The sequence below is a fragment of the Alteromonas abrolhosensis genome (genome assembly GCF_001953635.1).
Lineage (GTDB): Bacteria > Pseudomonadota > Gammaproteobacteria > Enterobacterales > Alteromonadaceae > Alteromonas > Alteromonas abrolhosensis.
This window is the reverse complement of sequence record NZ_MEJH01000015.1, coordinates 53,762-77,296: the sequence shown is the minus strand read 5'-3', so window position 1 is coordinate 77,296 and position 23,535 is coordinate 53,762. Positions and strand designations below refer to the sequence as shown.

23 protein-coding genes are annotated in these 23,535 nt (G+C 42.1%); 5 read left to right on the top strand and 18 right to left on the bottom strand.

Annotated elements, in window-relative coordinates:
• From BGK61_RS17740 to ccoN, 12 genes are all read right to left on the bottom strand, one after another.
• Complete coding sequence (locus tag BGK61_RS17740; protein ID WP_076011800.1) at positions 1-1,026, bottom strand: patatin-like phospholipase family protein; 1,026 nt, start codon at positions 1,024-1,026, stop codon at positions 1-3.
• Positions 1,027-1,980, bottom strand: a complete 954-nt coding sequence (gene ttcA / locus BGK61_RS17735) for a tRNA 2-thiocytidine(32) synthetase TtcA (protein WP_076011799.1) — start codon at positions 1,978-1,980, stop codon at positions 1,027-1,029.
• A 149-nt stretch (positions 1,981-2,129) separates the two neighbouring features.
• Positions 2,130-3,053, bottom strand: coding sequence for a universal stress protein UspE (gene uspE, locus BGK61_RS17730; protein ID WP_076011798.1), 924 nt, complete (start codon positions 3,051-3,053; stop codon positions 2,130-2,132).
• A gap of 117 nt (positions 3,054-3,170) precedes the next feature.
• Complete coding sequence (gene fnr / locus BGK61_RS17725; protein WP_076011797.1) at positions 3,171-3,911, bottom strand: fumarate/nitrate reduction transcriptional regulator Fnr; 741 nt, start codon at positions 3,909-3,911, stop codon at positions 3,171-3,173.
• A gap of 45 nt (positions 3,912-3,956) precedes the next feature.
• Positions 3,957-4,616 carry a sulfite exporter TauE/SafE family protein gene (locus BGK61_RS17720; protein WP_076011796.1) on the bottom strand — a complete coding sequence of 220 codons (660 nt, stop codon included), beginning with the start codon at positions 4,614-4,616 and terminating at the stop codon, positions 3,957-3,959.
• The gene (gene ccoS, locus BGK61_RS17715) at positions 4,603-4,833 is read right to left on the bottom strand and encodes a cbb3-type cytochrome oxidase assembly protein CcoS (RefSeq protein WP_076011795.1); all 231 of its coding nucleotides are present in this window, start codon (positions 4,831-4,833) and stop codon (positions 4,603-4,605) included. Before ccoS ends, BGK61_RS17720 begins: the two co-directional genes overlap by 14 nt.
• A 1-nt stretch (position 4,834) precedes the next feature.
• Positions 4,835-7,267, bottom strand: coding sequence for a heavy metal translocating P-type ATPase (locus BGK61_RS17710; RefSeq protein ID WP_076011794.1), 2,433 nt, complete (start codon positions 7,265-7,267; stop codon positions 4,835-4,837).
• Positions 7,267-7,746: a FixH family protein gene (locus BGK61_RS17705; protein WP_014998432.1), complete on the bottom strand. Its 480-nt coding sequence runs from the start codon at positions 7,744-7,746 to the stop codon at positions 7,267-7,269. The genes BGK61_RS17710 and BGK61_RS17705 overlap by 1 nt, the downstream gene beginning before the upstream one ends.
• Before the next feature lie 216 nt (positions 7,747-7,962).
• Positions 7,963-8,916: a cytochrome-c oxidase, cbb3-type subunit III gene (ccoP, locus tag BGK61_RS17700; RefSeq protein ID WP_076011793.1), complete on the bottom strand. Its 954-nt coding sequence runs from the start codon at positions 8,914-8,916 to the stop codon at positions 7,963-7,965.
• Between the two features lie 16 nt (positions 8,917-8,932).
• Positions 8,933-9,094, bottom strand: coding sequence for a cbb3-type cytochrome oxidase subunit 3 (locus BGK61_RS17695; protein WP_014949591.1), 162 nt, complete (start codon positions 9,092-9,094; stop codon positions 8,933-8,935).
• A gap of 1 nt (position 9,095) precedes the next feature.
• The gene (gene ccoO, locus BGK61_RS17690; RefSeq protein ID WP_014949590.1) at positions 9,096-9,701 is read right to left on the bottom strand and encodes a cytochrome-c oxidase, cbb3-type subunit II; all 606 of its coding nucleotides are present in this window, start codon (positions 9,699-9,701) and stop codon (positions 9,096-9,098) included.
• 15 nt (positions 9,702-9,716) lie between these two features.
• On the bottom strand, positions 9,717-11,150 hold the full coding sequence (gene ccoN / locus BGK61_RS17685; protein ID WP_014949589.1) for a cytochrome-c oxidase, cbb3-type subunit I: 1,434 nt from the start codon (positions 11,148-11,150) through the stop codon (positions 9,717-9,719).
• A gap of 229 nt (positions 11,151-11,379) precedes the next feature.
• On the opposite strand from ccoN, the gene BGK61_RS17680 reads away from it, so the two are divergent.
• Positions 11,380-11,859: a hypothetical protein gene (locus tag BGK61_RS17680; protein WP_076011792.1), complete on the top strand. Its 480-nt coding sequence runs from the start codon at positions 11,380-11,382 to the stop codon at positions 11,857-11,859.
• 124 nt (positions 11,860-11,983) lie between these two features.
• On the opposite strand, the gene bfr (BGK61_RS17675) is transcribed toward BGK61_RS17680, so the two are convergent.
• From bfr (BGK61_RS17675) to BGK61_RS17665, 3 genes are all read right to left on the bottom strand, one after another.
• On the bottom strand, positions 11,984-12,451 hold the full coding sequence (gene bfr, locus BGK61_RS17675; RefSeq protein WP_076011791.1) for a bacterioferritin: 468 nt from the start codon (positions 12,449-12,451) through the stop codon (positions 11,984-11,986).
• The gene (bfr, locus tag BGK61_RS17670; RefSeq protein WP_014949586.1) at positions 12,451-12,927 is read right to left on the bottom strand and encodes a bacterioferritin; all 477 of its coding nucleotides are present in this window, start codon (positions 12,925-12,927) and stop codon (positions 12,451-12,453) included. The genes bfr (BGK61_RS17675) and bfr (BGK61_RS17670) overlap by 1 nt, the downstream gene beginning before the upstream one ends.
• A 134-nt stretch (positions 12,928-13,061) precedes the next feature.
• Complete coding sequence (locus tag BGK61_RS17665) at positions 13,062-14,633, bottom strand: cation:proton antiporter family protein (protein WP_014998428.1); 1,572 nt, start codon at positions 14,631-14,633, stop codon at positions 13,062-13,064.
• A 337-nt stretch (positions 14,634-14,970) separates the two neighbouring features.
• Between BGK61_RS17665 and BGK61_RS17660 the strand changes: the two genes are divergently transcribed.
• Entirely contained in the window at positions 14,971-16,599 is a 1,629-nt protein-coding gene (locus BGK61_RS17660; protein ID WP_014998427.1) for an FMN-binding glutamate synthase family protein, read from the top strand.
• An 88-nt stretch (positions 16,600-16,687) separates the two neighbouring features.
• Here the strand turns inward: BGK61_RS17660 and BGK61_RS17655 are convergent, their stop codons facing one another.
• The gene (locus tag BGK61_RS17655; RefSeq protein ID WP_014998426.1) at positions 16,688-17,161 is read right to left on the bottom strand and encodes a c-type cytochrome; all 474 of its coding nucleotides are present in this window, start codon (positions 17,159-17,161) and stop codon (positions 16,688-16,690) included.
• Positions 17,162-17,346: 185 nt separating this feature from the next.
• Between BGK61_RS17655 and BGK61_RS17650 the strand changes: the two genes are divergently transcribed.
• Entirely contained in the window at positions 17,347-17,769 is a 423-nt protein-coding gene (locus BGK61_RS17650) for a universal stress protein (RefSeq protein WP_014998425.1), read from the top strand.
• A 108-nt stretch (positions 17,770-17,877) separates the two neighbouring features.
• A complete protein-coding gene (locus tag BGK61_RS17645) occupies positions 17,878-18,234 on the top strand; it encodes a diacylglycerol kinase (protein WP_014998424.1) in 357 nt (118 codons plus the stop codon).
• A gap of 77 nt (positions 18,235-18,311) precedes the next feature.
• On the opposite strand, the gene BGK61_RS17640 is transcribed toward BGK61_RS17645, so the two are convergent.
• Complete coding sequence (locus BGK61_RS17640; RefSeq protein WP_076011790.1) at positions 18,312-18,662, bottom strand: hypothetical protein; 351 nt, start codon at positions 18,660-18,662, stop codon at positions 18,312-18,314.
• A 228-nt stretch (positions 18,663-18,890) separates the two neighbouring features.
• Complete coding sequence (locus tag BGK61_RS17635; RefSeq protein WP_014998422.1) at positions 18,891-20,093, bottom strand: tyrosine-type recombinase/integrase; 1,203 nt, start codon at positions 20,091-20,093, stop codon at positions 18,891-18,893.
• 1,960 nt (positions 20,094-22,053) lie between these two features.
• Between BGK61_RS17635 and BGK61_RS17630 the strand changes: the two genes are divergently transcribed.
• On the top strand, positions 22,054-23,430 hold the full coding sequence (locus BGK61_RS17630; RefSeq protein WP_076011789.1) for an MBL fold metallo-hydrolase: 1,377 nt from the start codon (positions 22,054-22,056) through the stop codon (positions 23,428-23,430).
• The last annotated feature ends 105 nt before the right edge of the window (positions 23,431-23,535 follow it).

The window sequence follows — 23,535 nt, the reverse complement described above, 5'->3', positions numbered from 1 at the left end:
TTAGGTAAGTAGCTGATACCTAATTTGCTCTGCTAGACGCGCGATGGTTTCTTCACCCTTCGCGCACAGCTCTTCGGCTCTATGGAATTCCATAATGCCCACATCGGTAAGCTGAGGTTCAATAAGGATGTCTGGCGGATCGCCCGCTAGTCTTGAGCGAGTAACGCGTGCTTGAAGAATCTCAAGTGAACTGCTCATCACGCTCATGATCCCAGGCGGGTTCCGTTTGTTCACCTTAGCTGGCACTTCGGTGAACTCTTCTTCCACTTTTTCAATTACTTCTGAAGCAATGCCTTCTTCAGTTTTTACACCTTCAGCTGACGCTTCTTTATCTTTTTCGCCTTTCTTATCTAATGCTTTTTCATCTTTACTGTCGGGTGAAAACCATTGACGCAGTACATTTTGGCTTTTCGTAAAGAAATCCTCAGTTTTGCGCTGGTTTTCTTCATGATCTTGCCTCAACTTTTCAAGACGAAGTGGTCGGAAGTCGGCATTAAGATTAACCGCAATAACAAAATCGGCCCCTAATTGACGACACAAGTTAACCGGAACAGGGTTAACAACGGCACCATCTACCAGCCAGCGATCACCGTGCGCTACGGGCGCAAAAAGTGCGGGAATAGCGCAAGACGCTTGAATGGTGTCTCCGATGGGACCAGAGTTAAACACCACTTCGCGGCCGGTATAAAGGTCGGTGGCCACAGCTGCAAACGGCTTAATCATATCTTCATAAGTGGATGCGCAAAACTCATTGGCTAGCTTGTCGAAAACTTTCTGACCGCTTGCAATGCCACCTCGCCTAAGACCAACGCCCATCAACGCGAGTACTTGCCAGTCGCTAAGCGAACAGGCCCACTCTTTTAAACCTTCAAGCTTTCCACTTGCATAGGCAGCACCAACATAAGCACCAATAGAGCAACCCGCCACCACGTCAATTTTAACGCCTAGTTTTTCCAGTGCTTCAATTATACCAATGTGAGTCCAGCCCCTCGCGGCACCGGCACCTAACGCAAGTCCAATTTTCATTTACTTCGGTTCCATGATGTTAACGACTTCAATAGCGTTGTCTTCATCGCTGAAGTTTGCGCTATTTTCAGTAGTAAAAGTGGGTTGGTCAAATCCAATGTCACCATCCTCAACAGGCCCATCTTGAGTTGTGATCGCCTTAAAGTCATACAAATTACTGTCTACTAAATGTGAAGGCGCCACATTTTGGAGAGCACGGAACATCGACTCTATACGACCTGGGAAGCGTCGGTTCCAGTCTTGAAGCATAGCCTTTATGTTTTGGCGCTGTAAGTTCTCTTGTGACCCGCAAAGATTACAAGGAATAATTGGGAACTCAGCGGCTTGAGAATATTTCTCGATGTCTTTTTCTGTACAGTACGCCAATGGACGAATAACGATATGTTCACCGTTGTCGCTGACCAGTTTTGGCGGCATGGACTTAAGTTTGCCACCATGGAACATGTTGAGGAAAAACGTTTCTAGCATGTCGTCGCGATGGTGGCCTAACGCAATTTTAGTAGCACCCAGTTCTTTTGCTGTGCGATACAAAATACCACGGCGCAAGCGAGAACAAAGCGAGCAGGTCGTTTTTCCCTCTGGAATTTTGTCTTTAACAATAGAGTAGGTGTCTTCTTCTACAATTTTGTAATCAACACCAATGCTTTCTAAATATTCAGGCAAGATATGTTCTGGGAAACCAGGCTGCTTTTGGTCAAGATTAACCGCAACGATATCAAAATGAATAGGCGCAATCTTCTTTAAAAACAATAGAATATCAAGCATGGTATAGCTGTCTTTACCGCCAGATAAACACACCATAACTTTATCGTTGTTTTCAATCATGCCGAAATCACCTATGGCTTTACCCACATTACGGCGAAGACGTTTCTGAAGTTTGTTGAAGTTGTACTTTTGCTTACTTTGCGCAGCGTTTAAAGGCGACGCGTCAGCACTGCTTGTGCCTAAACTCATAATTAACTAGCTTGGTTTGTGATAAAGCGGCCATTATACAATAAAGCGCCTTTTCGAGACCATGCCTGTGTGGTTAAATTTGCAGAGTAGCAAAAAGTGCTGCCGCAATTTAGCGGCAAACACTCTTCTATAAGTTAGCTAGGGTGTGACTAAACGGATAACGGAGAAACAAATCCATCTGGTTTAATAGCAAGTACATCACAATTTAGCTCGTCAATAACATGCTCGGCGGTATTGCCAATAAGGGCTGCTGAAATGCCCACCCGGCCAACGGTACCAATAACAACAAGTTCAGCGTCCAGTGCTTTCGCCACTTGAGGGATGACTTTTTCTGGCAGTCCCTCTCTAACCACGCATTTATCTTCCGGAATGCCGTATTTTAACGCGTGACGTCGCATTTCTTTTAAGTGGTGATTTTTCACGGCATCGTGATAGGTATCAGGGTCAAACTCTGGAACTTCAATGGCAATGTTAAGGGGAGTAGAAGGGTAGCTGTTCACCAAATTAACGCTACCTTTCAAAAGAGAGGCGTAATCGTTAGCAATGACAGTCAGTTTGTCGTTAAGTGCAGCGTGCTCGTCATCTTCACTTCCTACGTTCACTGCAGCAATGATCTCACCACCTTCAGGCCAGCCATGCTCTTTTACTAATAACACGGGGCGAGGGCATTTTCGCATTAAATGCCAATCTGTAGGTGTAAATATAACAGAGGCAAGATCGTCATGTTTCTTGGTTGCCTTTACTACTAAATCGATTTGGTTATTCAGCGTGTAGTAGATGATAGATTCATACGAGCGGTTGTTCCACTCAACAACAATATCGGTTTCTGTGAAACCCTGCTCTTGCAGGTGTGTTGCAAGCCATTTAGCATGCTCTTTAGTGACAGCATCGCGCATGGCTTCTCGTTCATCAGGGCTTAGCATGGTAGTCATATCGTAAGACAAGTCGTATACGACCATCATAGCGGTGACTGAGGCGCCCGTTTTTGAAGCAAGTTCATAGGCGCGACTAAGCGCAGGTTGGTTATCGCGCTCGGCATCTACCACGGCAAGAATTCGTTTACATTCAATCATAACGTCCCCTTAGTACGAAGCTGTGTAGCGGCTGTCGAAATCGAAGCTCTTTAACAGTTATTCATACTAACTATAAACGACATTAAGAAAAACGTAAGTTGTTTTAGATCAAGAATTTTAGCCGTTACACACCGCGCTAGGGCCATTTAGTGCCGCGAGTTTGGTATTTAGGCGCTCGAAATCCAATATGGTAATAAGTTTGCCGTCTACTTTAATAATGTTGTCTTTTTGAAAGCGGCTTAGAAGACGACTGATGGTTTCAATGGTCAACCCTAAGTAGTTTCCGATTTCATTACGCGTCATTGTCAGATGGAATTCTCTGTGCGAGAAGCCTCGCTCTTCAAAGCGTTGCGACAGGTGTGAAATGAAGTACAGCAAGCGTTCTTCGGCGGTGCGTTTGTTTAAAAGCATGATCATATCGTGATCTTGTTTTATCTCTGCACTCATAAAGCTCATGATTTGATGGCGAAGCTTTGGAAATTGTACCGACATTTCATCAAGAGTTTCGTAGGGAAGCTCACACACCATGGCTGTTTCTAACGCAGACGTGTAACTTTGGTGTTTGTTCTCTCTTAATGCATCAAAGCCGATAATGTCACCAGGAAAGTGGAAGCCGGTAATCTGTTCTTCACCTTCGGTATTGGTCACAAAGGATTTAAATGAACCTGTTCTCACTGCAAATAGCGAACGAAATTTATCGCCGGTTTGAATTAGCGTATCGCCCTTATGAAGCGGCTTTTTACGTTCAATAATATCGTCAAGAGATTCAATTTCTGTTTTGTTCAGCGCCACTGGTAAACACAGGTGGCTGAAACTACAGTTTTGACAGTGAATAGAAAATTGGCTTCCTTTGCTCATAATGCATGCTCTTTTAAAGAATACCCCACCATAATACACCGAATTTTAAATGATTGCCCCACAAATAAGATAAGCTGCATATATGGCCATTATTATGGCAATAACTTGTCTAAAATAGGTGTGCTGAAAACTTCGAATAAGATACTGACTACCAGCACTAGCGGCGAGTAAGGTGGGCAGAGTACCTAAACCAAAGAAAAACATAAGAGCTGCGCCTTCAACTGCAGTTCCTGCCGCTAACGACCATGTTAGTGTTGAATACACTAAGCCACAAGGCAGCCAGCCCCAAATGAATCCGTAAGGTATTGCGCTAAAAGGGGTTTTAAATGGCAAAAAACGTTTTGATAAAGGTTGTAGTTTGGAAAATAGTCCTTTACCTGCATTTTCCAGCACTGTTAATCCTGTCCACCATTTGCCCAAATAACAGGCCAGTAGAAATAACATAATGCCGCTAACTAAAGACAGCGCATAGTTGGCAAGCGGTATGTAGTCTGCGGCGATTTTACCAAGAGCCCCGGTTAAGGCGCCAGCCAGCGTATAGCTAGTTACGCGACCTATATTATAGGCAAGGGTATAGGGCACAGCTGAAGCGCCTTTTGGAGATACCATTCTAAGCGCTGCAACTATTCCACCACACATGCCCACACAGTGAACACCGCCAGCTAAGCCTATAAGAAATGCAGAGAAGTAATTAATCTCTGCCATGAGGCGCTTGGCTTTTATCTATTTTACTTTCTTGAAGTTGCTTGCGTTGTTCAGCAAGCTTTTTCTCTTCAGGAGGAAGGTCATCGTCAAATAGAATACTGTACCCCTGACGGTCTAGATCCTCGAATTGATTAGTTTTCACCGCCCAAAAGAATATCACGATAGCGACAGCGACTATGATAATGGCGATTGGAATTAATACGTAAATAATACTCATGCTATTTGCTCAAAAGTCGCGTTGAGTTTGTGACTACAATAATACTGCTTAACGACATACCAACAACAGCCATCCACGGTGAAAGTAGGCCAGACACGGCGAAAGGCAGAATCAAAACGTTGTAACCTACCGACCATCCTATATTTTGTCTAATTTTTTGCTTCACTTGGTGAGCGGTTTTAATCAGTTCAGGTACAGAAAGTAGCTGATCGCCAAGTAATATGACATCAGCAGCAGTTTTAGCAACGTCTGTAGCGTTGCCTACTGCAATAGCCACATCTGCACTGGCGAGCACAGGTGCATCATTAATACCATCACCCATCATCATTACTTTTGCTCCCGATTGCTGCATAGCCTGTACAGCATCGTATTTCTGCTCTGGTGTGAGCCCACCTTTAGCTGTTGCTATTGGCAAGGAAGCGGTAAGAGCGTCCACGTTTTGTTGTGTATCGCCACTTAATACTGCAAGGGTGTGACTTTTTGCCAGAATATTTAAGGTTTCTTGAGTATCCTCTCGCAACGTGTCGCTTACCTCAAACGCCGCCATAATACGGCCCTTCACGGTGAGAAAGACATTGGCTGACGGATAATCTTTAAGAAACTTTTGTTGTGATTCGTGGACACAAAATTGGGCAGAGCCCATTGAAAACAAGGTGTCGTTAATCTCACCGCTAATGCCGCCTCCTGGCGTCACGGTAAAATTAACCACATTGTGGATAGTAGGTCTGCTTAAAGCATTATCCGTACCATGGACGTTACTATCGCTAAAGGCTTTTGCAATAGGGTGTTCAGAGCGCGACTCTAGAGCACGGGCAATTGTAAGTGCACTGTCACTGTCTACACCGTCAGCATACCAGGCATTTGAAATGGTAAATTTGCCTTGTGTAAGCGTACCAGTTTTATCCAGTGCGATGGTGTCGATATCAGTGATTTGTTCGAGCGCATCGGCGCGTTTAAGCAAAATACCTTGCTTGTTTAACTTCGCCATAGCGCAGGTTAACGCTGATGGTGTAGCCAACCCTAATGCGCAAGGGCAGGTTGCTACCAATACTGATATGGTGATCCAAAACGCGTCGTCGCTCCCCTGATATGCCCAAAACCCATAAGTTAAGGCAGAAATCAGCAAGACAGCTGTCACAAAATATCGAGAAAAGTTATCAGCTATTTGTGCCGCTTTAGGCTTATTCGCCATAGCACTTGCTTGCAGCCTTACAATTTGATTTACCAGCGCATTTTTGAGAGTTTGTGTCACTTTAATGGTCAGGCTGCCGTCTTGACATACAGTACCACCATATACGGTGCTATTGTTTGACTTGCGCACCGGGTTAAATTCACCGGTAAGCATAGATTCGTCAACCGCTGCGTTCCCTTCAGTCACCACCCCATCAATGGGGATCGTTTCACCAGGCTTAACCAGCACCACATCGTCAATTTTTAACTGCTTTGCCAGACACTCGGTTAGGCTGCCATCAGGCATCAATTTGGTGGCTGAAACGGGTACATACTGCATCATATTGGCAGAGATCTGTGCGGCGCGATGACGGCTACGATGTTCTAAAAAGCGGCTGAGTAACAGCAGGAAAATGAACATACAAATAGATTCAAAATACACTTCGCCTTGCTCTAATACTGTAGAGCGAATTCCTGCAATGTAAGTACCGAATATGGCGAGCGTAACGGGCACATCCATATTAACCGTTCTTGCGCTTAGCGCTTTAGCGGCGCCCACATAAAAAGTGCTGCCTGAGTACAGTACTACAGGTGTAGTAAGCGTAAGGGCAACCCAGTAAAAATACTGTCGGGTTTCTAATTCAATAGCGCCAAACCAGTCAAAATACAGCCCCGTCATCAGCATCATCACCTGCATGGTCATAATGCCTGCTAGGCCAAGCTTTTTCAGAAAGGTCTTTTGTTCGCGTTTATAACTGGCTTCGTGTTCATCGGGGTGAAATGGCGACCCAACATAACCAATGCGTTTTAGTGTAGAAAGAATCTGACTAAGCTTGATTTGAAAAGGTGACCAAGTAACTAAAGCGCGGCGCTCTTGGACGTTTACCGCGACTTGCTTTATCCCTTCTACTTTTGACAACTGCTTTTCGATAAGCCATCCACACGCAGCGCACGTGATACCTTCAAGGGTTAATTGAATCTGCTTATCTTGCCCCTCATCAAAAACGAATTCTTCTTGAAGAGCAGGGTCGTCATACACTTTGAGTTTGTCGAGTGTCTCTAGAATGCCATCGTCTGATTTTTGCGCTGGTTCGGTTCTAAACTGGTAATAGTCTTCAAGACCGTTGGTTACGATGGCTTCGGCCACGGCTAAACATCCAGGGCAACACATGTCGCGTTGCTGCCCTAATATGACGGTAGTAAATTTTCCATCGTCTGAGCCCGCAATAGGCAAGCCGCAATGGTAACAGTCGTGCTTGGCCATTATGGATTGAATTTCATTTTGCCAGAGTGGGGCAGATAGATGGTATTTTGTATTTTCCAGCTATCATCAATAGGGGTTAGCGATACGCGCCATTTACCATCAAGATCTTCTTCGACAAAACCGCGATAAATACCCTTAGCATCGCGGCTTAATAAAACGCTGACATCACGCTCTTCAAGCGTTACGTGATAAAAACTTAGTTTAACCGCATTACCTTCTTGTGGAATACCTGAATGAAACTCTAGCGCTATGCTGCCATCTTCAATGGTTAAATCGGTAGTGATATTCATGCGACGGGCTACGGCTTCTTTATCCAATCGCGCATTAATTGCTTTTCCTTCCTTGTAGTAGTCGTCCACCACCAGGCTATCTTCAGTACTAATAGCAAGCTTTAATAATACGCCGCCCATAATGAGCGTGATAATAGGAACGGCAATTAAAAACCAGGGCCAGAACTCTTTATACCAGGGTCTATTCATTGAAATCTTTTCTCGTGTTTACTTCGCTAACAACATATTTATTTTCACTGCCCCAACGACATGTTTAGCCGGGAAATAAGAATAAATATAATGTTTACGAGACATACTAAATGTGAACAAAGATTGTTCGTACAGCACTCTCTATATCGCTGTATTTTCTCATAAAAAAAGCCCCGTAGTAACGAGGCTTTTTAAGATATTTAATGATTTAAATCATTAATCATTTGAAAGGCTGTAAACATACGCTGCAACAACGTGAATTTTGTCATCACCCAAGGTTTTCTTGAATGAAGGCATTACACCGTTACGACCGTAAGTAAGCGTTTCTGTTACCGCTCTGTGGCTGCCGCCGTATAGCCAGATATTGTCAGTAAGGTTTGGTGCACCAAGTGCTTGGTTACCTTTACCGTCCATACCGTGACAAGCCGCACACGCTGCGAAACGTGCTTTACCTGCTTCTGCAAGTTGAGGGTCCACATCGCGACCGCTTAAACTAAGTACGTAATTAACCACTTCTTCGATACCGTCTTCACCCATAGCATCTAGCCATGCTGGCATAGCTGCTTTACGACCAAGCGTAAGAGTTTCAACGATTTTCGCACCTGAACCACCGTACAACCAGTCGTTGTCCGTTAGGTTAGGGAAGCCGCCATTTTGACCACGTGCATCAGAACCGTGACACTGAGAGCAATTTTGTAGGAACAAACGCTGACCTACTTTATTTGCTTCTGGGTCTTTAGCCAGTTCTTCAACAGGAACTTTTGCATACGCTTCAAAGATCGGGTCGAACTTCTCGGCAGCAAAATCTAGTTCACGGTCATACTCTACTAGGTAGCCTTGCTCTTTAGCTTCAATACGCGCTTGAGCTGACTCTTCTAGCGATTGAATATTTTGGTTAGAGCTCTTCCAACCTAAAATACCTTCATACGCACCTAGGCCAGGATAAAGCGCTAGGTATAAAAAGCCCCAAACGATGGTCATGTAGAACATAATTGTCCACCAGCGAGGAAGTTGATTGTTCAACTCCTCAATACCATCAAATTCGTGGCCCATTGACTCACCTTCAGCTACGCCGGTCTTGTTAGAAAGGCACCAGCGAAGAAGGAAGTAGCAACCAATGATCAACCCTAGGGTTATCACTGAAATCCAAATTGTCCAAAACATACTCATGAGTTCGAGACTCCTGCTAATCTTCTTTTGATTTTTCTTTTTCTTCGTCTGCAAACACTAGGTTTGCAGCTTCATCGAATTTTTTCTTGTTGCGGCTGCTAAATGCCCACCACACAACACCGATGAAGCTTACAAAGACGATGACAGTAAAAATGCTGCCTACAATTCCCTGGTCCATATTATTTCAAATGTGTGCCAAGAGATTGTAGATAAGCAATAAGGGCTTGCATTTCCGTTTTACCCTGTACTGCCGCTTTCGCTCCCGCGATATCTTCGTCGGTATACGGAACGCCAAATCCACGGAATACTTCCATTTTTTCAGCTGTTAACTCGCCATTGAGCGTGTTTTCCGCAAGCCAAGGGAAACCTGGCATGTTCGACTCTGGTACCACGTTACGAGGATTAAGCAGGTGAACTCGGTGCCATTCGTCGCTGTAACGACCACCAACACGTGCTAGGTCAGGACCAGTACGCTTAGAACCCCATAGGAAAGGGTGCTCCCATACTGATTCGCCAGCAACGCTGTAGTGACCATAACGCTCTGTTTCAGCGCGGAATGGACGGATCATCTGGCTGTGACAACCTACACAACCTTCACGGATGTAGATATCACGGCCTTCAAGCTCAAGCGCGGTATATGGACGTAAGCCTGTTACCGGTTCCATGGTTTGCTGTTGAAACATCAACGGCGTAATTTGAACCATGGCACCGAAGCTGATAGCGATAAGGATTAATACCGTTAACAGACCGACGTTCTTTTCAATTAACTCATGTGCGTTTTTCATTATTCGTCTCCTTTACTACGCCGGCTGAGTCGCTGGATCTGCAGCGATACTGCCTTTAGGTGCACGAACGGTTTTCCATGTGTTGTATGCCATAACAAGCATACCTGCTACCACGAAACAACCACCAATGAAACGAACCACATAGAAAGGCTTAGACGCTTCTAATGACTCAACAAAGCTATAGGTTAACGTACCGTCAGCATTTACTGCACGCCACATTAGACCCTGTAGTACACCAGACATCCACATTGCTACGATGTATAGAACAACACCGATAGTTGCGAACCAGAAGTGTACGTTAACTAGCTTGGTGCTATACATAGCGCGCTGACCGAATAGCACTGGAATTAAGTGGTAAATTGAACCAATTGAAACCATTGCAACCCAACCTAGAGCGCCAGAGTGTACGTGACCAATTGTCCAGTCAGTGTAGTGAGACAGTGCATTAACGGTCTTAATTGCCATCATTGGACCTTCGAAGGTAGACATACCGTAGAAAGACAACGAAACAATTAGGAAACGCAGTACTGGGTCGGTGCGAAGTTTATGCCACGCGCCAGATAGCGTCATAATACCGTTAATCATACCACCCCAAGATGGAACGAATAGGATAATAGACATCACCATACCTAGCGACTGAGTCCAGTCTGGTAGGGCAGTGTAGTGAAGGTGGTGAGGACCAGCCCAGATATACAGAGAGATAAGTGCCCAGAAGTGAACAATTGAAAGTCTGTATGAATAAACCGGGCGACCAGCTTGCTTAGGTACGAAGTAGTACATCATACCAAGGAAGCCCGCAGTTAGGAAAAAGCCTACCGCGTTGTGGCCGTACCACCACTGCATCATAGCGTCTACTGCGCCTGCATACAGTGAATACGATTTAGTGAAAGATACCGGAATAGCCATGCTGTTACCAATATGAAGAATTGCAACAGTTAACATGAACGCGCCTAAGAACCAGTTTGCAACATAAATGTGCGAAACTTTACGGATTACTAGGGTTCCGAAGAAGTTAATGATATAAGCGACCCAAACCAGTGCCAAAAGGATATCAATTGGCCATTCTAGTTCAGCGTATTCTTTTGAGCTGGTCAAACCCATAGGCAGGGTGATAACAGCTAAAACAATAACGGCTTGCCAACCCCAAAAGGTAAATGCGGCAAGTTTGTCACTGAACAGTCTTACCTGGCAGGTACGCTGAACGATGTAGTACGACGTTGCAAATAGCGCACAGCCGCCGAAGGCAAAAATAACGGCGTTAGTGTGCAACGGACGCAAACGTGAGAATGTTAGCCATGGTGTGTCAAAGTTAAGCATAGGTGCAAATAACTGCGCGGCAATAAATACCCCTAGGCCCATACCAATGATACCCCAGACTATGGTCATGATGGTAAATTGCCTAACTACTTTATAATTGTAGTCAGGTTGTGCTTGGCTTATTTCACTCATTTTAATGAATCTTCCACTTCAAATGAACTATGGTCTCCAACTGCCGGAATAGTACGGTCGAGACGTGTATCAGCTAAGGAATAACGCTTCACACCGAGCTCGGAAAGAGTAATAATTATTGTCTCCAAGCCAGTTGGTACGCGGATGATAAGGTTTTTAATTACAAAAAGATACCATAAACTACCTAAGCTTGATCTCCGTCAATGAAGAAATACACAAAATTTAAGAAATGCTAAATAACGATAACAATAAACGATCAAAATTTTTACATTCCCAGCTTCCATTAGTGGCTATTATTGTTGTAGCCGTGTGTGTATACCTTGCACATAAATTCCAGTCTTCGGTGTTGAAAGACACGAGCGTAGTTAATGGAATAGGAAACAGCTGCAACTTTGTCAATGAAACTTGCGAATTCTTAATTGATGACAAGTTGGCAATTGCCACTTTTTCAGCCATACCTGAAGCCGAAGAGTCGGTAACGGTTAAGCTTTTAGTTCCCGAGGGCGAGGTAATAGAAAGCGCATGGATTGAAGGCGTAAACATGTATATGGGCAAAATTCCCGTACTGTTAGATGACAATGGCAAAGGTGAGTGGTCAGGTTGGTTTATGTTAGGAAGTTGTAGTGAGCCAATAATGAAATGGCAGCTACGCCTGAACATTAAAGATAAAGACAGCCCTAGCTATTTGTATTTTGTTACGCAGCAGTAATTGTTTCATAAAGCAAGATGATGCTCACTAAAGAACAGGTTGCAAACAAGCATGAAAAAGGCCGCTCTTAAATTAAAGAGCGGCCTTTTATTAATTAGCTGTGATGAAGCGTGAACGCTTTATCTTACATTTGAGACTGTAAGTAGTTTTGAAGACCGATACGCTTGATTAGGCCAAGCTGTTGTTCTAGCCAATGTGCATGGTCCATTTCAGTATCGTCTAATAACACGATTAGCATGTCACGGGTTACATAATCTTTCTCGGTTTCACATAGCGCTATCACTTCACGCAATTTTGCGTCAACTTCATATTCAACACGTAAATCGCTTTCAAGCATTTCAGGTACATCTTTACCCACTTTGAAGCCTGTGCGCTTCGTCATGTCAGGCGTACCTTCTAAAAACAGCATGCGTTCAATTAGCTTAGTTGCATGCCCACGCTCGTCATCAAATTCATGATCGATGCGTTCGTAAAGTTTATTCAAACCCCAATCAAGATACATCTGAGAGTGAATGAAATACTGATCCATGGCAGCCAACTCATAAGAGAGAAGCTCATTTAAGCCTTTGATGATTGCTTGGTTACCTTTCATTAGTCATCTCCCATAACTTGCGCTTGTAGGTAGTTTTCAATACCCATTGCATCAATTTGGTATTCTTGCGTTTCAATCCAGTCTAAGTGCTCTTCTTCATATTCAAGAAGGTCTTCAAGTAAATCACGAGACACATAATCCTGCTTTTCTTCACATAGCGCGATAGCTTCACGAAGTAGTGGAAGCTGCTCTTTTTGAAAGCGCGCATCACATGACAGCATTTCAACGGTGTCTTCACCGATATAAAGCTTACCTAAAGCTTGAAGATTAGGAAGGCCTTCAAGAAACAGAATGCGTTCGATAAGATCATCCGCTTGCTTCATGTCCTTGATCGATTTTTTATAATTCTTTTCGTTAAGTTCAGAAAAACCCCAGTTTTTGAACATACGAGCGTGCAGAAAGTATTGATTTATCGAAGTAAGTTCACTTGTCAGCACTTCGTTCAATTTTGCAACAACTTGTTTATCACCTTGCATTGTGAAAACCCTATTAACGTATTTGCGTGAAGTTTAGTCTAGATTTGAGGTTGTGTCAAAAAAGTCTTTGTAAAACAGTTGTTTACAAACGATAACGTTTCTCAATTCATCCATTGTTCGCATTTAGAACAGCATTACTGTTGTTCATGGGCGTAGGCTAAGCTTTCTTCAGCAAAACCAAGTCCTGCTTCAGTAAAGAAGTTGAATACTTTGTCGACGCCATTGTCTAGTAAACTGGACACTTCATCTTCATAACGAGCTATGGCAGCGACTTTTCCGGTATAACCAGCGTTCTTTAACTGGCGAGTGATATTAATCGAATCTTGGATAGATGGTAGAGCAAGCAAAACGAGCTGTATTTGCTTAATATCTAGGTTATCCCATAAATCCACGTCTTCGCCATCGCCGCAAATAACATCGAGTCCTTCCTCAGCGAGTTCCTTAACTTTAACCCGATCAGCATCCATACCCCACACGCTCACATCGCTCAACTTCGATAGCGCATTAAAAGCACCGCGACCAACACGCCCCATTCCCAAGACTAAAAATTCTGCATTGTGGAGAGTAGGGTAAATATCTTCTTTTAAACGTTCCTTTTTCTCGAAGCGTTTAATGGCATGCTTATATTTGTGATAACGTGAATGTGAGTTCCGATAGAGCACGCTGGTAATTACGAATGAGATTGAGACGGCAAGGGCAATGACTACTAACCATGAATTTGCCAATAATCCTAAAGAAACTGCAAGCGCCCCAACAATAAGCCCAAACTCACTGTAATTTGATAGCACCAGGCTGCTTAAATACGCAGTACGTCCTCTAAGACGAAGCGATGTAAACAAACCGAAAAACAGCGCAGCTTTTAACGGTATAAATAAGCAGAATACAATGGCGAGAACAACCATACTCAGACTGGGAAGCGCTGTTAGGCCTATGGTAAGGAAGAAGCCAATTAAAAATAAATCTTTGAAACTAAGTAGTGACTTGGCAAGTTCTGAGGCCTTTTCGTGTTGCGCCAACATGATTCCAAAGATAAGTGCACCTAGGTCGCCTTTAATATTAACCAGCTCAAATAAATGATAACCACCCAAAGCAAGAATGAAACCTGTAAGAGGCAACAATTCTCCGTGGCCTGATTTATTAATCATCTTGTTGATAATTGGCATTGCCGGGAATAATGCGAGAAGGGCAAGTGCCCATACCGACGGTAGCTTGCCTGTTGCAGCTACAAGAAAGATTACGGCAAAAACGTCTTGCATAACTAAAATGCCAATGGCCAGTCGACCGTGGCGTGTTTTGCTCTCGCCGCTTTCTTCCAATACTTTAACTACACAAACAGTGCTACTGAAGCTTAAAGCAAAAGCGATAAGAGCTGCACTCTTCCAGGTAAGTCCATCAACAAAGTTTGCTGCAACAGCGCCTATTGCATAAACACAACATGTGATAACGCCCACCCATACTAATGTGTGAGATACGCTGCCAGCCCAAACTTCACGTCGGCTTAAATCTCTTATATTGAGTTTTAAGCCGATAGTAAACAGCATTATGGTAATACCAAGATTAGCGATTTGAGTTAAATCTTCAGTGAGAGTGTAGCCTGCGAAATTGAGTAAAAAGCCCGCCACTAGATAGCCAACTAAAGGAGGAATGCCGATAAGCTTAACCGTTAAACCGCATACAAATGCGAAAAGAAGAAATGCATACTCCATGAATTACCTTTCAAAAATGTTGAACGTGAAATCCGCTACCCAGCGCAGGTTACATCATAAATTAACCTCGTGTTACTCATACATCACGAGGTTAACTCGCTAAAATAGAATTAATAGATTAGCATGTAATGGCTTGTTTTCGCAGCTAAAAAAGGTCTAATTTAGCATTTCATGGTAACGCGTAACCAATTTAACCGTTAAGCCTAAATTTTGTTTTTTTGATTTATATCAACTAATTAGCATAGATATAAATCTAGTTCCCGTTTTTAGATGTATTGAACAAGGCTGTAGGCATATTATTTTATTTAAATATGGCCAAAATAGAGAAGGACTTTGAATGCGTTTTACAATACTTACTGTACTGATTTTACTGGTCGCTTTTAATCTGGTTATTGGTTTGTTGTGGACACCCGTGTGGTGGTTCTTACTGCTGTCAGTAACGCTACTAGTTTTTGGTCTTTACGATGCCTTTCAAAATAAGCACGCCATATTAAAGAATTTCCCATTGATCGGCAGGGTACGCTGGACCGTTGAAGGGCTTCGGCCTTACATTCAGCAATATATCATCGAGACCGACACCAGTGGTGCGCCTATTTCTCGCATGTTTCGTTCAATTGTTTATCAACGGGCTAAAAACAGTAGAGAAACTGTCCCGTTCGGTACCCAGCTAGATACCTATAAAGATGGCTATGAATGGATTGGACATTCATTGTCTGCCCGTGAGGTAGAAGACATGGATGAAGATCCTCGCATTACCGTAGGTGGTCCACATTGCAAAAAGCCCTATAGCGCAAGCATTTTGAACATAAGCGCTATGAGTTTTGGAAGCTTGTCTAAAAATGCCATTTTAGCGCTAAATAAAGGGGCGGCTAAAGGTGGGTTTTACCACAATACGGGCGAGGGCGGCTTAACCCCGTATCACTTGGAAAATGGCGGCGATATTGTTTGGCAAATCGGCACAGGCTACTTTGGCTGTCGAAACAAAGATGGCGGGTTTGACCCTGTACTCTTCGAGGAGAAAGCGAAACTCGACAATGTAAAAATGATAGAAATTAAATTGAGCCAGGGTGCTAAACCAGGACATGGAGGTATTCTTCCTGCTTACAAGAATACCCCAGAAATTGCCAAAATTAGAGGTGTAGAGCCTGGTACGCAAGTCGATTCACCGCCAAGACACAAAACCTTTTCCACGCCATTAGAAATGGTGGACTTTATCAGTCAATTGCGCAAATTGAGCGGCTATAAACCCGTAGGTATAAAGCTAGCGCTTGGTAGAAAAAGTGAGTTTATTGCCATGTGCAAAGCCATGGTAGAGAAGGGCGTAACGCCAGATTTTATAACGGTAGACGGGGGCGAAGGCGGTACCGGTGCCGCGCCGCTAGAATATACCAACTCGATTGGTTTTCCTCTTCGAGAAGCGCTGGCATTTGTTGATGATTGTCTCACTGGCTTTGGAATACGAGACAAAATTAAAATCATCGCCTCGGGTAAGATCATTACGGCGTTTCAGCTAGCTAAAAATTTAAGCTTGGGTGCTGATTTATGTAACAGTGCCAGAGGCATGATGCTGGCACTTGGCTGTGTCCAGTCATTATCGTGCAATACCAATAAGTGCCCAACAGGCGTGGCAACACAAGATCCAAAGCTTGAGAAAGGCTTAAACGTGGAAGATAAGTACGAACGAGTGTACCGTTTTCATAAAAAGACCATTCACGCGCTTATGGATATCTTATCGTCAACGGGTCATATCAAAACCAGTGAATTAAATCGCACACACATATTTAGACGGGTCGACCAATGCCACATTGCTCGTTACGACGAGATTTTTCCACTTGTAAAAACCGGAAGCTTCTTGACTGATGAAGTACCTGAGCGATTTAAGCTACATTTAAAAGAAGCTAACGCGGGAAGTTTTATGCCGTGCAGTTTACTGGCTGAAATTGAGAAAGAAACGAAAGCCGTATAGTGCAGCTCTAACTAGGGTGATGATAAATAAAAAGCCTAACTCTCTTTGAAACTAGTAATTAGGAGTTAGGCTCAGTGAGATTCAACCTCTATTCCACTTTTTTCTCAGGAATACGCAATTGATAAAGGCGGTAATCACTGGTTCTATATGGTGTTACTTTATATTTGGGTTGCAAGTAAGCCACTAAATCAATAAGTTCAGATACCGTAAGTTCGTCATTTACTATTCGCATTAATGAGACACCGTCTTCACTGGTAAAGCTAGCTGGCTGACGTGGGGTAAGCTTATGTGAAGGGTTAATAATGCTGGTAACCAGTTCTGCATACGTGGTTATTCTTCCGCTGCTGCCTCCTAATGGGATGGGCTTTGCTACTAAATACTGTGCATTTTCACGCTCTTTTTCTCCTGCAATTCTATGGCAGTCCTGGCACTGATATTTTTTAAAAACCTGATAACCTTTTTCCATATCACCTTCGGGCAGGCTGAATCCACGTGGCGATTGTGGCCCTTGATCACAGGCAAAAAGTAGAAGCGACACTATTACTATTATTATGGTTCTCATATTTATATCCCTCACTAAATTTTTACTATTTACGAAATGTAGTACATAAATCAAGTATGGATAATTTTGAGGAGTAAACATTGACCTAGCGCAAAGTATAATAATTTTCGTGGTTCTACTATGTAGTACGAATAATAAGCGGTATGTTAAAACCATTACTAACTAAACTGTTAAGGAGAGCCACAATGCAAGGCTACGATACGATTTTAGTACCTATCGATGTTTATTCTGACTATGAACTAGTTGTAGAAAAAGCCATCGCCATCGCTGGTAATAGCCACAAAATTCATTTGCTTTATGTCGCATATCCGCAAACCAACGTAGAGCCCTATGGGTTATTTTTAGAACGTGATTTTTCGGAAGAAGTTAGAGAGCAGGCGCTAAGACAATTAAAAGATGTTGCGTCTAAACACGACATTCCTTACAGCCACGTAAACGTAGAGATTGGCTCACCTGCCGATGAAATACACCACATGGCTGAGAAAATTAACGCGGATCTTATTGTTGTAGGTACACATGGTCAGAGTGGTCTTCGCTTGTTGTTGGGCTCGACGGCAAATGCGGTTTTACACGGTGTAAAAACAGATGTGTTAGCCGTTAAGGTGTAATTGGACTAAGTTAAAGATCTAAGCAGGAAGTAACTGGAAGAAAACCTTTAATCGTCATGTAGATGTAATGATTGTTCGCTAGCGTATTGTTTTTTGTGAATGCTAAACATGATGGTAAAACGAAAGGGATTAACTAGGCTTCTTTACGCAACTTACTATTCGTTGAAGGGTTTGCGCGCAGCGTTCTTAAGCGAAGCAGCGGTTCGGCAAGAAGTTTTCACAATGTTAATTTTAATACCAGTCACTTTTCTCTTAGAAGTTACAAGTATTGAGCGAATTTTGCTTATCATGTCACTTATGATTGTACTGATAACAGAGCTGCTCAACACTGCTGTCGAAAAGCTCTGTGACCATGTAAGTACAGATATTCACCTGCTTATTGGCAGAGCGAAAGATATTGGGTCCGCTGCTGTTTTTGTTAGTTTAGTCTTGGCATGTTTTACCTGGCTTACCATTCTTTGGTAAAGCAAGCATGCTTTAGGCTAAAACATTACCAACAATAACCAAAATAACGTCTTTCAAGCTCAATGCTAAAAAAGCCGCTATAGGGCTTTTATCTTTTGATCGCAGGTTTCAGAGACTAATGTTCGAATGGTGCTATCTAAATTTTTGATATGAGAATAGTGCAGTGAAGTTTCACCGCCATTATTTATATCTTTAATCGTGAACACCACATAATCGTCTCGCGACGTAACACAAATTCTTACGTAGTCGTCGGATTGGGCTAGCGGAACATGGAGATAAAGAGGCTCGTTGTGAGAATTTAAGTACTCAACTGCCGCTTCCTGTGATTTGAATGGGTCCTGTTTTTCAGGCTGAATCTTCCAAGAAGAAGATTGAACCACCATTTCTGCAAGTAACTTTCCGTGCTTAGTATCGATTGCGCTGCTCATATAAAACTCCCTTCATTAAAGCGTTCACTCAACTATGCGAAAGAGCTTAATCTACATAGAAGAAGACTCTCGTTTGAGAGACAATTTGTGAAATATACGCAATTACTACGCACGAAAAAACGTTTCAGATTTAAAAATGTGTGAATAGAGTAGGTGAGTTGTATGTAATATTTAAAATAATGGTTATGCGTAACTTTTATTTTCTTATTGCATTGATTTATATGTAGTTTATCTTTTTCTTTTTGCCGATAGTTTTGCCATTCCGCCCCTTTTTACATTAGCTTGTTTTGTATAATGTCCGGGCATTTCTGGTGACTGCCAGCCGCCAGCAAGTTGGAGCTCAGGTAAAGTTGCACCGTCTTCGGCAAGAGAAACAGCGCCACCAACTCGACCGCTATGAGGGGTAATGTTTTCGCTAATACCTGCGCGTTGAGCAATTCGTTGCCAAATTCTGTAAACACTAGAGTAATTTAAAACGTTAGCTTGGTGACTTGGAATATGTTCGTCAAATGGCAAAAGTGCCGTTTTATGGTTCGTAAGCCGCCTGAAAAGAATGCCCTTATGTAGGCCACGTAAATCTGAAGGAAGACGTTGCTGTTTAGTTTTTGGATCGATATTCGCTTCATTAATATACTCTTGTACCATGGAAATAGTGCTAGCAGACACGTAGCGGTATTGACCCTGACCGGACTGGTCACTTTTCGAGGATACAACGAGTAAAGTATTATTTCGTGCGGATATATCCTCAACGCAAACGCGCACAAGTTCATCTGCGCGAAGTAATGCGTCAAACATCAAATTGATAATTGCAAGGTCACGAAGTTCTAATAATGAATCGGGAATGATCGCATTATTGATCTGTTCAACCATATCAATGGTGAGTGGCACAGCTTGCTTATGCGATAGCCTAAACTTTTTGTTTTCAATTAATGAAAGACGAATGAAGTCCCTCAAATAAGCCGACCTTATTATTGGGTTTGGCAGCTTCGCCACACCTAAGAATTTACTCAGCGCTGAGAGTCGGCGTTTTATGGTTCTATAGGCTAGGGGAGAACGACACAGTTCTTCTACATATCGTTTTATACATGTCTCGTTATGTTCGAAGCTATTAGAGAAACCAGATAAGCCTGTTTGCTTACAAAATATGGCGAACTCGTTATAGTCGCTAATATAAGCACGTTGGGTGTTGTAAGGTAACTTAGTAAAAATATCGCGGTAATAACTTTCGAAGCTTTTCGAAGATGACACGGTCTCGTTAGACACTAACGAGTGTTGCGATGTATTACTATTATCACCGGGGCCCTTGGTATTGAGGCCTCCCGTAACCGTGCCAATGTATCTATTAGAAATTTGTGATGTTGAATTTACACACTCTTCATCTTCATACTTACCAACAGATGAGGTATGCGAATTATTAAGCTTAGAAGACATGTGTTAACCTGGTTAGAGCATTTGCTAGAATTATGTAAGATACTGGGTGTTATTGTAAAGTATTGATATTATTGGATATTCACGCATGATAACTGTAATTATCATGCGTGAACTTAGCCGTTAATGACCGAGTTAATGAGATATATTTCTTTCATCTACACGCTCAAAACGTTTCAAACTAGCTGTTAAACGACACCTTACCACATAACTGTATATATAGACAGTTGTAGTGTCTATCATACTTGCAACTAATAAACGTCCGCCCTAACTGAGTGGCATATTCATTATTAGCGAAATCACGGGGTTTTAGCTTGTTTTTTAGTCATTTAAAATCGCGCGCTACGTAAAATCTGCAAGGCTACACCCCTAAATGAGCTTCAGATTTCACGTAGCGTCGCCTGAATAATATACAGATTGATTGGGTGATTTTCAGAGTATCGGGTTGTACTTTAGCTATTATCTTCTTCAAAGTTCTAGTGGAGATTTCCATTCAACCATTGCGTTCTTATAACTTCATTATGAGAAGAATAGGTGATATCTAAGTCACCTTTAGCAAGTTATGTTTAGAAAATTACTTTTAGTAAATAACTACTCCTAATCATAACTACACTGGCAATGCGAAATCTAGTAATTAGCGAGATATAACGAACCATACTTCTTAATTTTAGACGTGATAGATAAAACCCTATGTTGCGCTTTAGTTCTTCTAATAATCGTTAATTTCAGCCAACTTTATCAATGCCTTTAATCAGTACTTTGATGACCAAATAGCTTCAAGCATTCAACCTGATTAGATAAAAGCTCTGCACATAAACTTATCCAGTAATTTTCATCTAATAGCGCTAACTGTGAATTCATGTCTATTCAAAACTAGTATACCTACGGTATTAAGGAGCGACATATACTTTTGGAAACACGTGTTTAATTCTCTTTATAGTGGTAATTAACTAGATAATAAAGTGCCGAACTTCAAATTAATCTATGTAAAGCAAAGAGCGTAATTACTATAAATTAGTAATGTAACGCTTTTTAATTAACAGCAGCTCTTATCTGGAAAGAAAATACCTGGCTACCAATTTAGAGTAGGCAAGCCTTAGCAACACATCGTACGCGCTAATTGATAACCATATTAATACTCTATTTAACATAATATACATTATGCGTAATTAAGTATGTGGAAGATTAGGGCGATGATGTCGCTCTATTCGGATGCTTTGTTGGCTGTGATTACTTACAGACTTTTATGCGTGGCTGCTGTGTTGGCTTATTGTCGGTACTGGAGTTTGTGCGCTTACATCTCACATGCGTCTGTACTTTTAATTTAAAACTGCTCAGTTAATTTGATTTGGATGTAATTATGCGAATCGTACGCTACGTAAAATCTGCAGTACTATGCCCCTGATTTTTTAATTTCATTCACGTAGCGCACGGTATGTTTTTGCGCCGTTTTTTTGATAAAAAAGTTAAACTATTTTGAGGCATTTATTATTAGGTTAAACAACTGAGCATTTTATAAAAGCTCATTACTTTCTTGATATCGATGTTTCTATCTTGCTTATTAGCTTTTTACTGCGTTATTTAATATGTGATTTCATCTCTATTATCTATGCCGCAAATGACTATAAATGTTTTATGCTCATAGCTTATTTAGATACTCTTCTTAATCTAGAGGTATTTGATTACCTGACGTTTAAGTTAATCATCGTAATCACCATTAACAGCTATTTGAGGTTTTTATAAACCTGCGTTCTCAATGCAGCACGTCTATCCATAACGGCTATGCAAAGAATGTAATTCAACTGTGGCAAATCACTAATGCGAAATCGCAGTCACAATCTTCTTTACGTAGCTTTTCCTTATTGTCTTGGTGGCAACGCAAACCAAATTACTATGTGATCTTATATACGTTTCTGTGCATATAAAGCGCTAGCTACTAGTAAACGCACCGCTAAGGAAAGTTATGAAAATTCAAAGTTTTAAGGCTGAAGGTTTAGCGCAGTTGTCATATTTAGTTTCAAGTGGACAATTTGCGTTTGTAGTTGACCCACAATTAGATATATCGACCTATATCGATGCTGCAACAAGTCTTAATGTAAAAATAGACTGCATATTTGAGACCCACCGTAACGAAGATTTTATATCAGGCGCTGCAGCGTTGGCACAGCGTCTTGATATACCTGTTTATCACGGTCCGAACGCTGACGAAAATGTTAAATATGCTTCTTACACCAGTGATGGTGATAAATTCAACGTTGGAGATTTACTTGTATCCGTATTAGAAACGCCTGGTCATACTAAAGACAGTATCTGTCTAGCCGTTTCTGATACTGCTATAAGCGACGAAGTTATTGCGGTGTTCACCGGCGATACATTATTTGTAAATGATGTAGGTAGAACTGACTTTTATCCTAATGAAGAACATGAAATGGCGGGACGCTTATTCGAAAGTCTTCAGAAGTTGTCACGCTTACCCGAATCGGCTGTTATTTATCCAGCGCATGGTGCAGGTTCAGTTTGTGGTGGAGGTATGGCAGACAGAGAGTTCTCGACTATCGGATATGAGCGTAGGAATAACCCCAAGTTCTCAATCAAAGACAAGCAACGCTTCATTGAAGAAAAGGTACAGGAAACACATTACTATGCGCCCTACTTCGAAAAAATGGAAAAATGCAACGTTAAAGGTGAGCTTTGTACTATAGATATCACCTCTCCTGCTTTCATTGGTAATTTCGATCCTTTTGAACTTTCAAATCAATGTTATAACAACGAAATAAAGATAATAGATGTAAGGACTAAAGATGAGTTTTGTAGCACTCATATAGATGGCAGTTTGTTCTTTGGTGAAGGTTTGGTTTCATCATATGCAGGTTGGTTTCTAAAGGATAACGACAAAATCATTGTAGTCGCTAATAGTGGTGAACACGCCAGTTCAACGGTGTTGCAGCTACGTCGGATGGGCTTTAATAACGTTAAAGGCTATATTATCAATTTGCCTGTATTAACCGGCGACGCTAACGTCGATAAAGGATTGTGTTCCTTAAGTCTCACTAGTGCCAAAGCCGTTAAAGAACACTTTGGTAGTAATAAAAGTGACTGGGTTTTATTGGACGTTCGAAAACAAGATGAACGTGACAGTGTGGCAATCGACGGGTCGACGCACGTTTATCTGGGTCATCTTAGTTCGTCAATTGGAGATTTTGACAAAAACCTTAAGTATACGGTTTATTGTGGGTCGGGTGTCAGGGCTACGACAGCGGCCAGCGTTCTTAGACAAGCAGGCATAAAAACCGTGGATGTGATGGAAGGCTCGATGAAAGCATGGCAAAAGCTTAGCTAAACTTATCGATAAGCATATGTAACAAGCCTAGAGCACCATTATTATTTAACTGCTCTGTAAATAGCCAGCTAAGTGAAGTGCACCATTTAGCTGGCTCTTGTATCT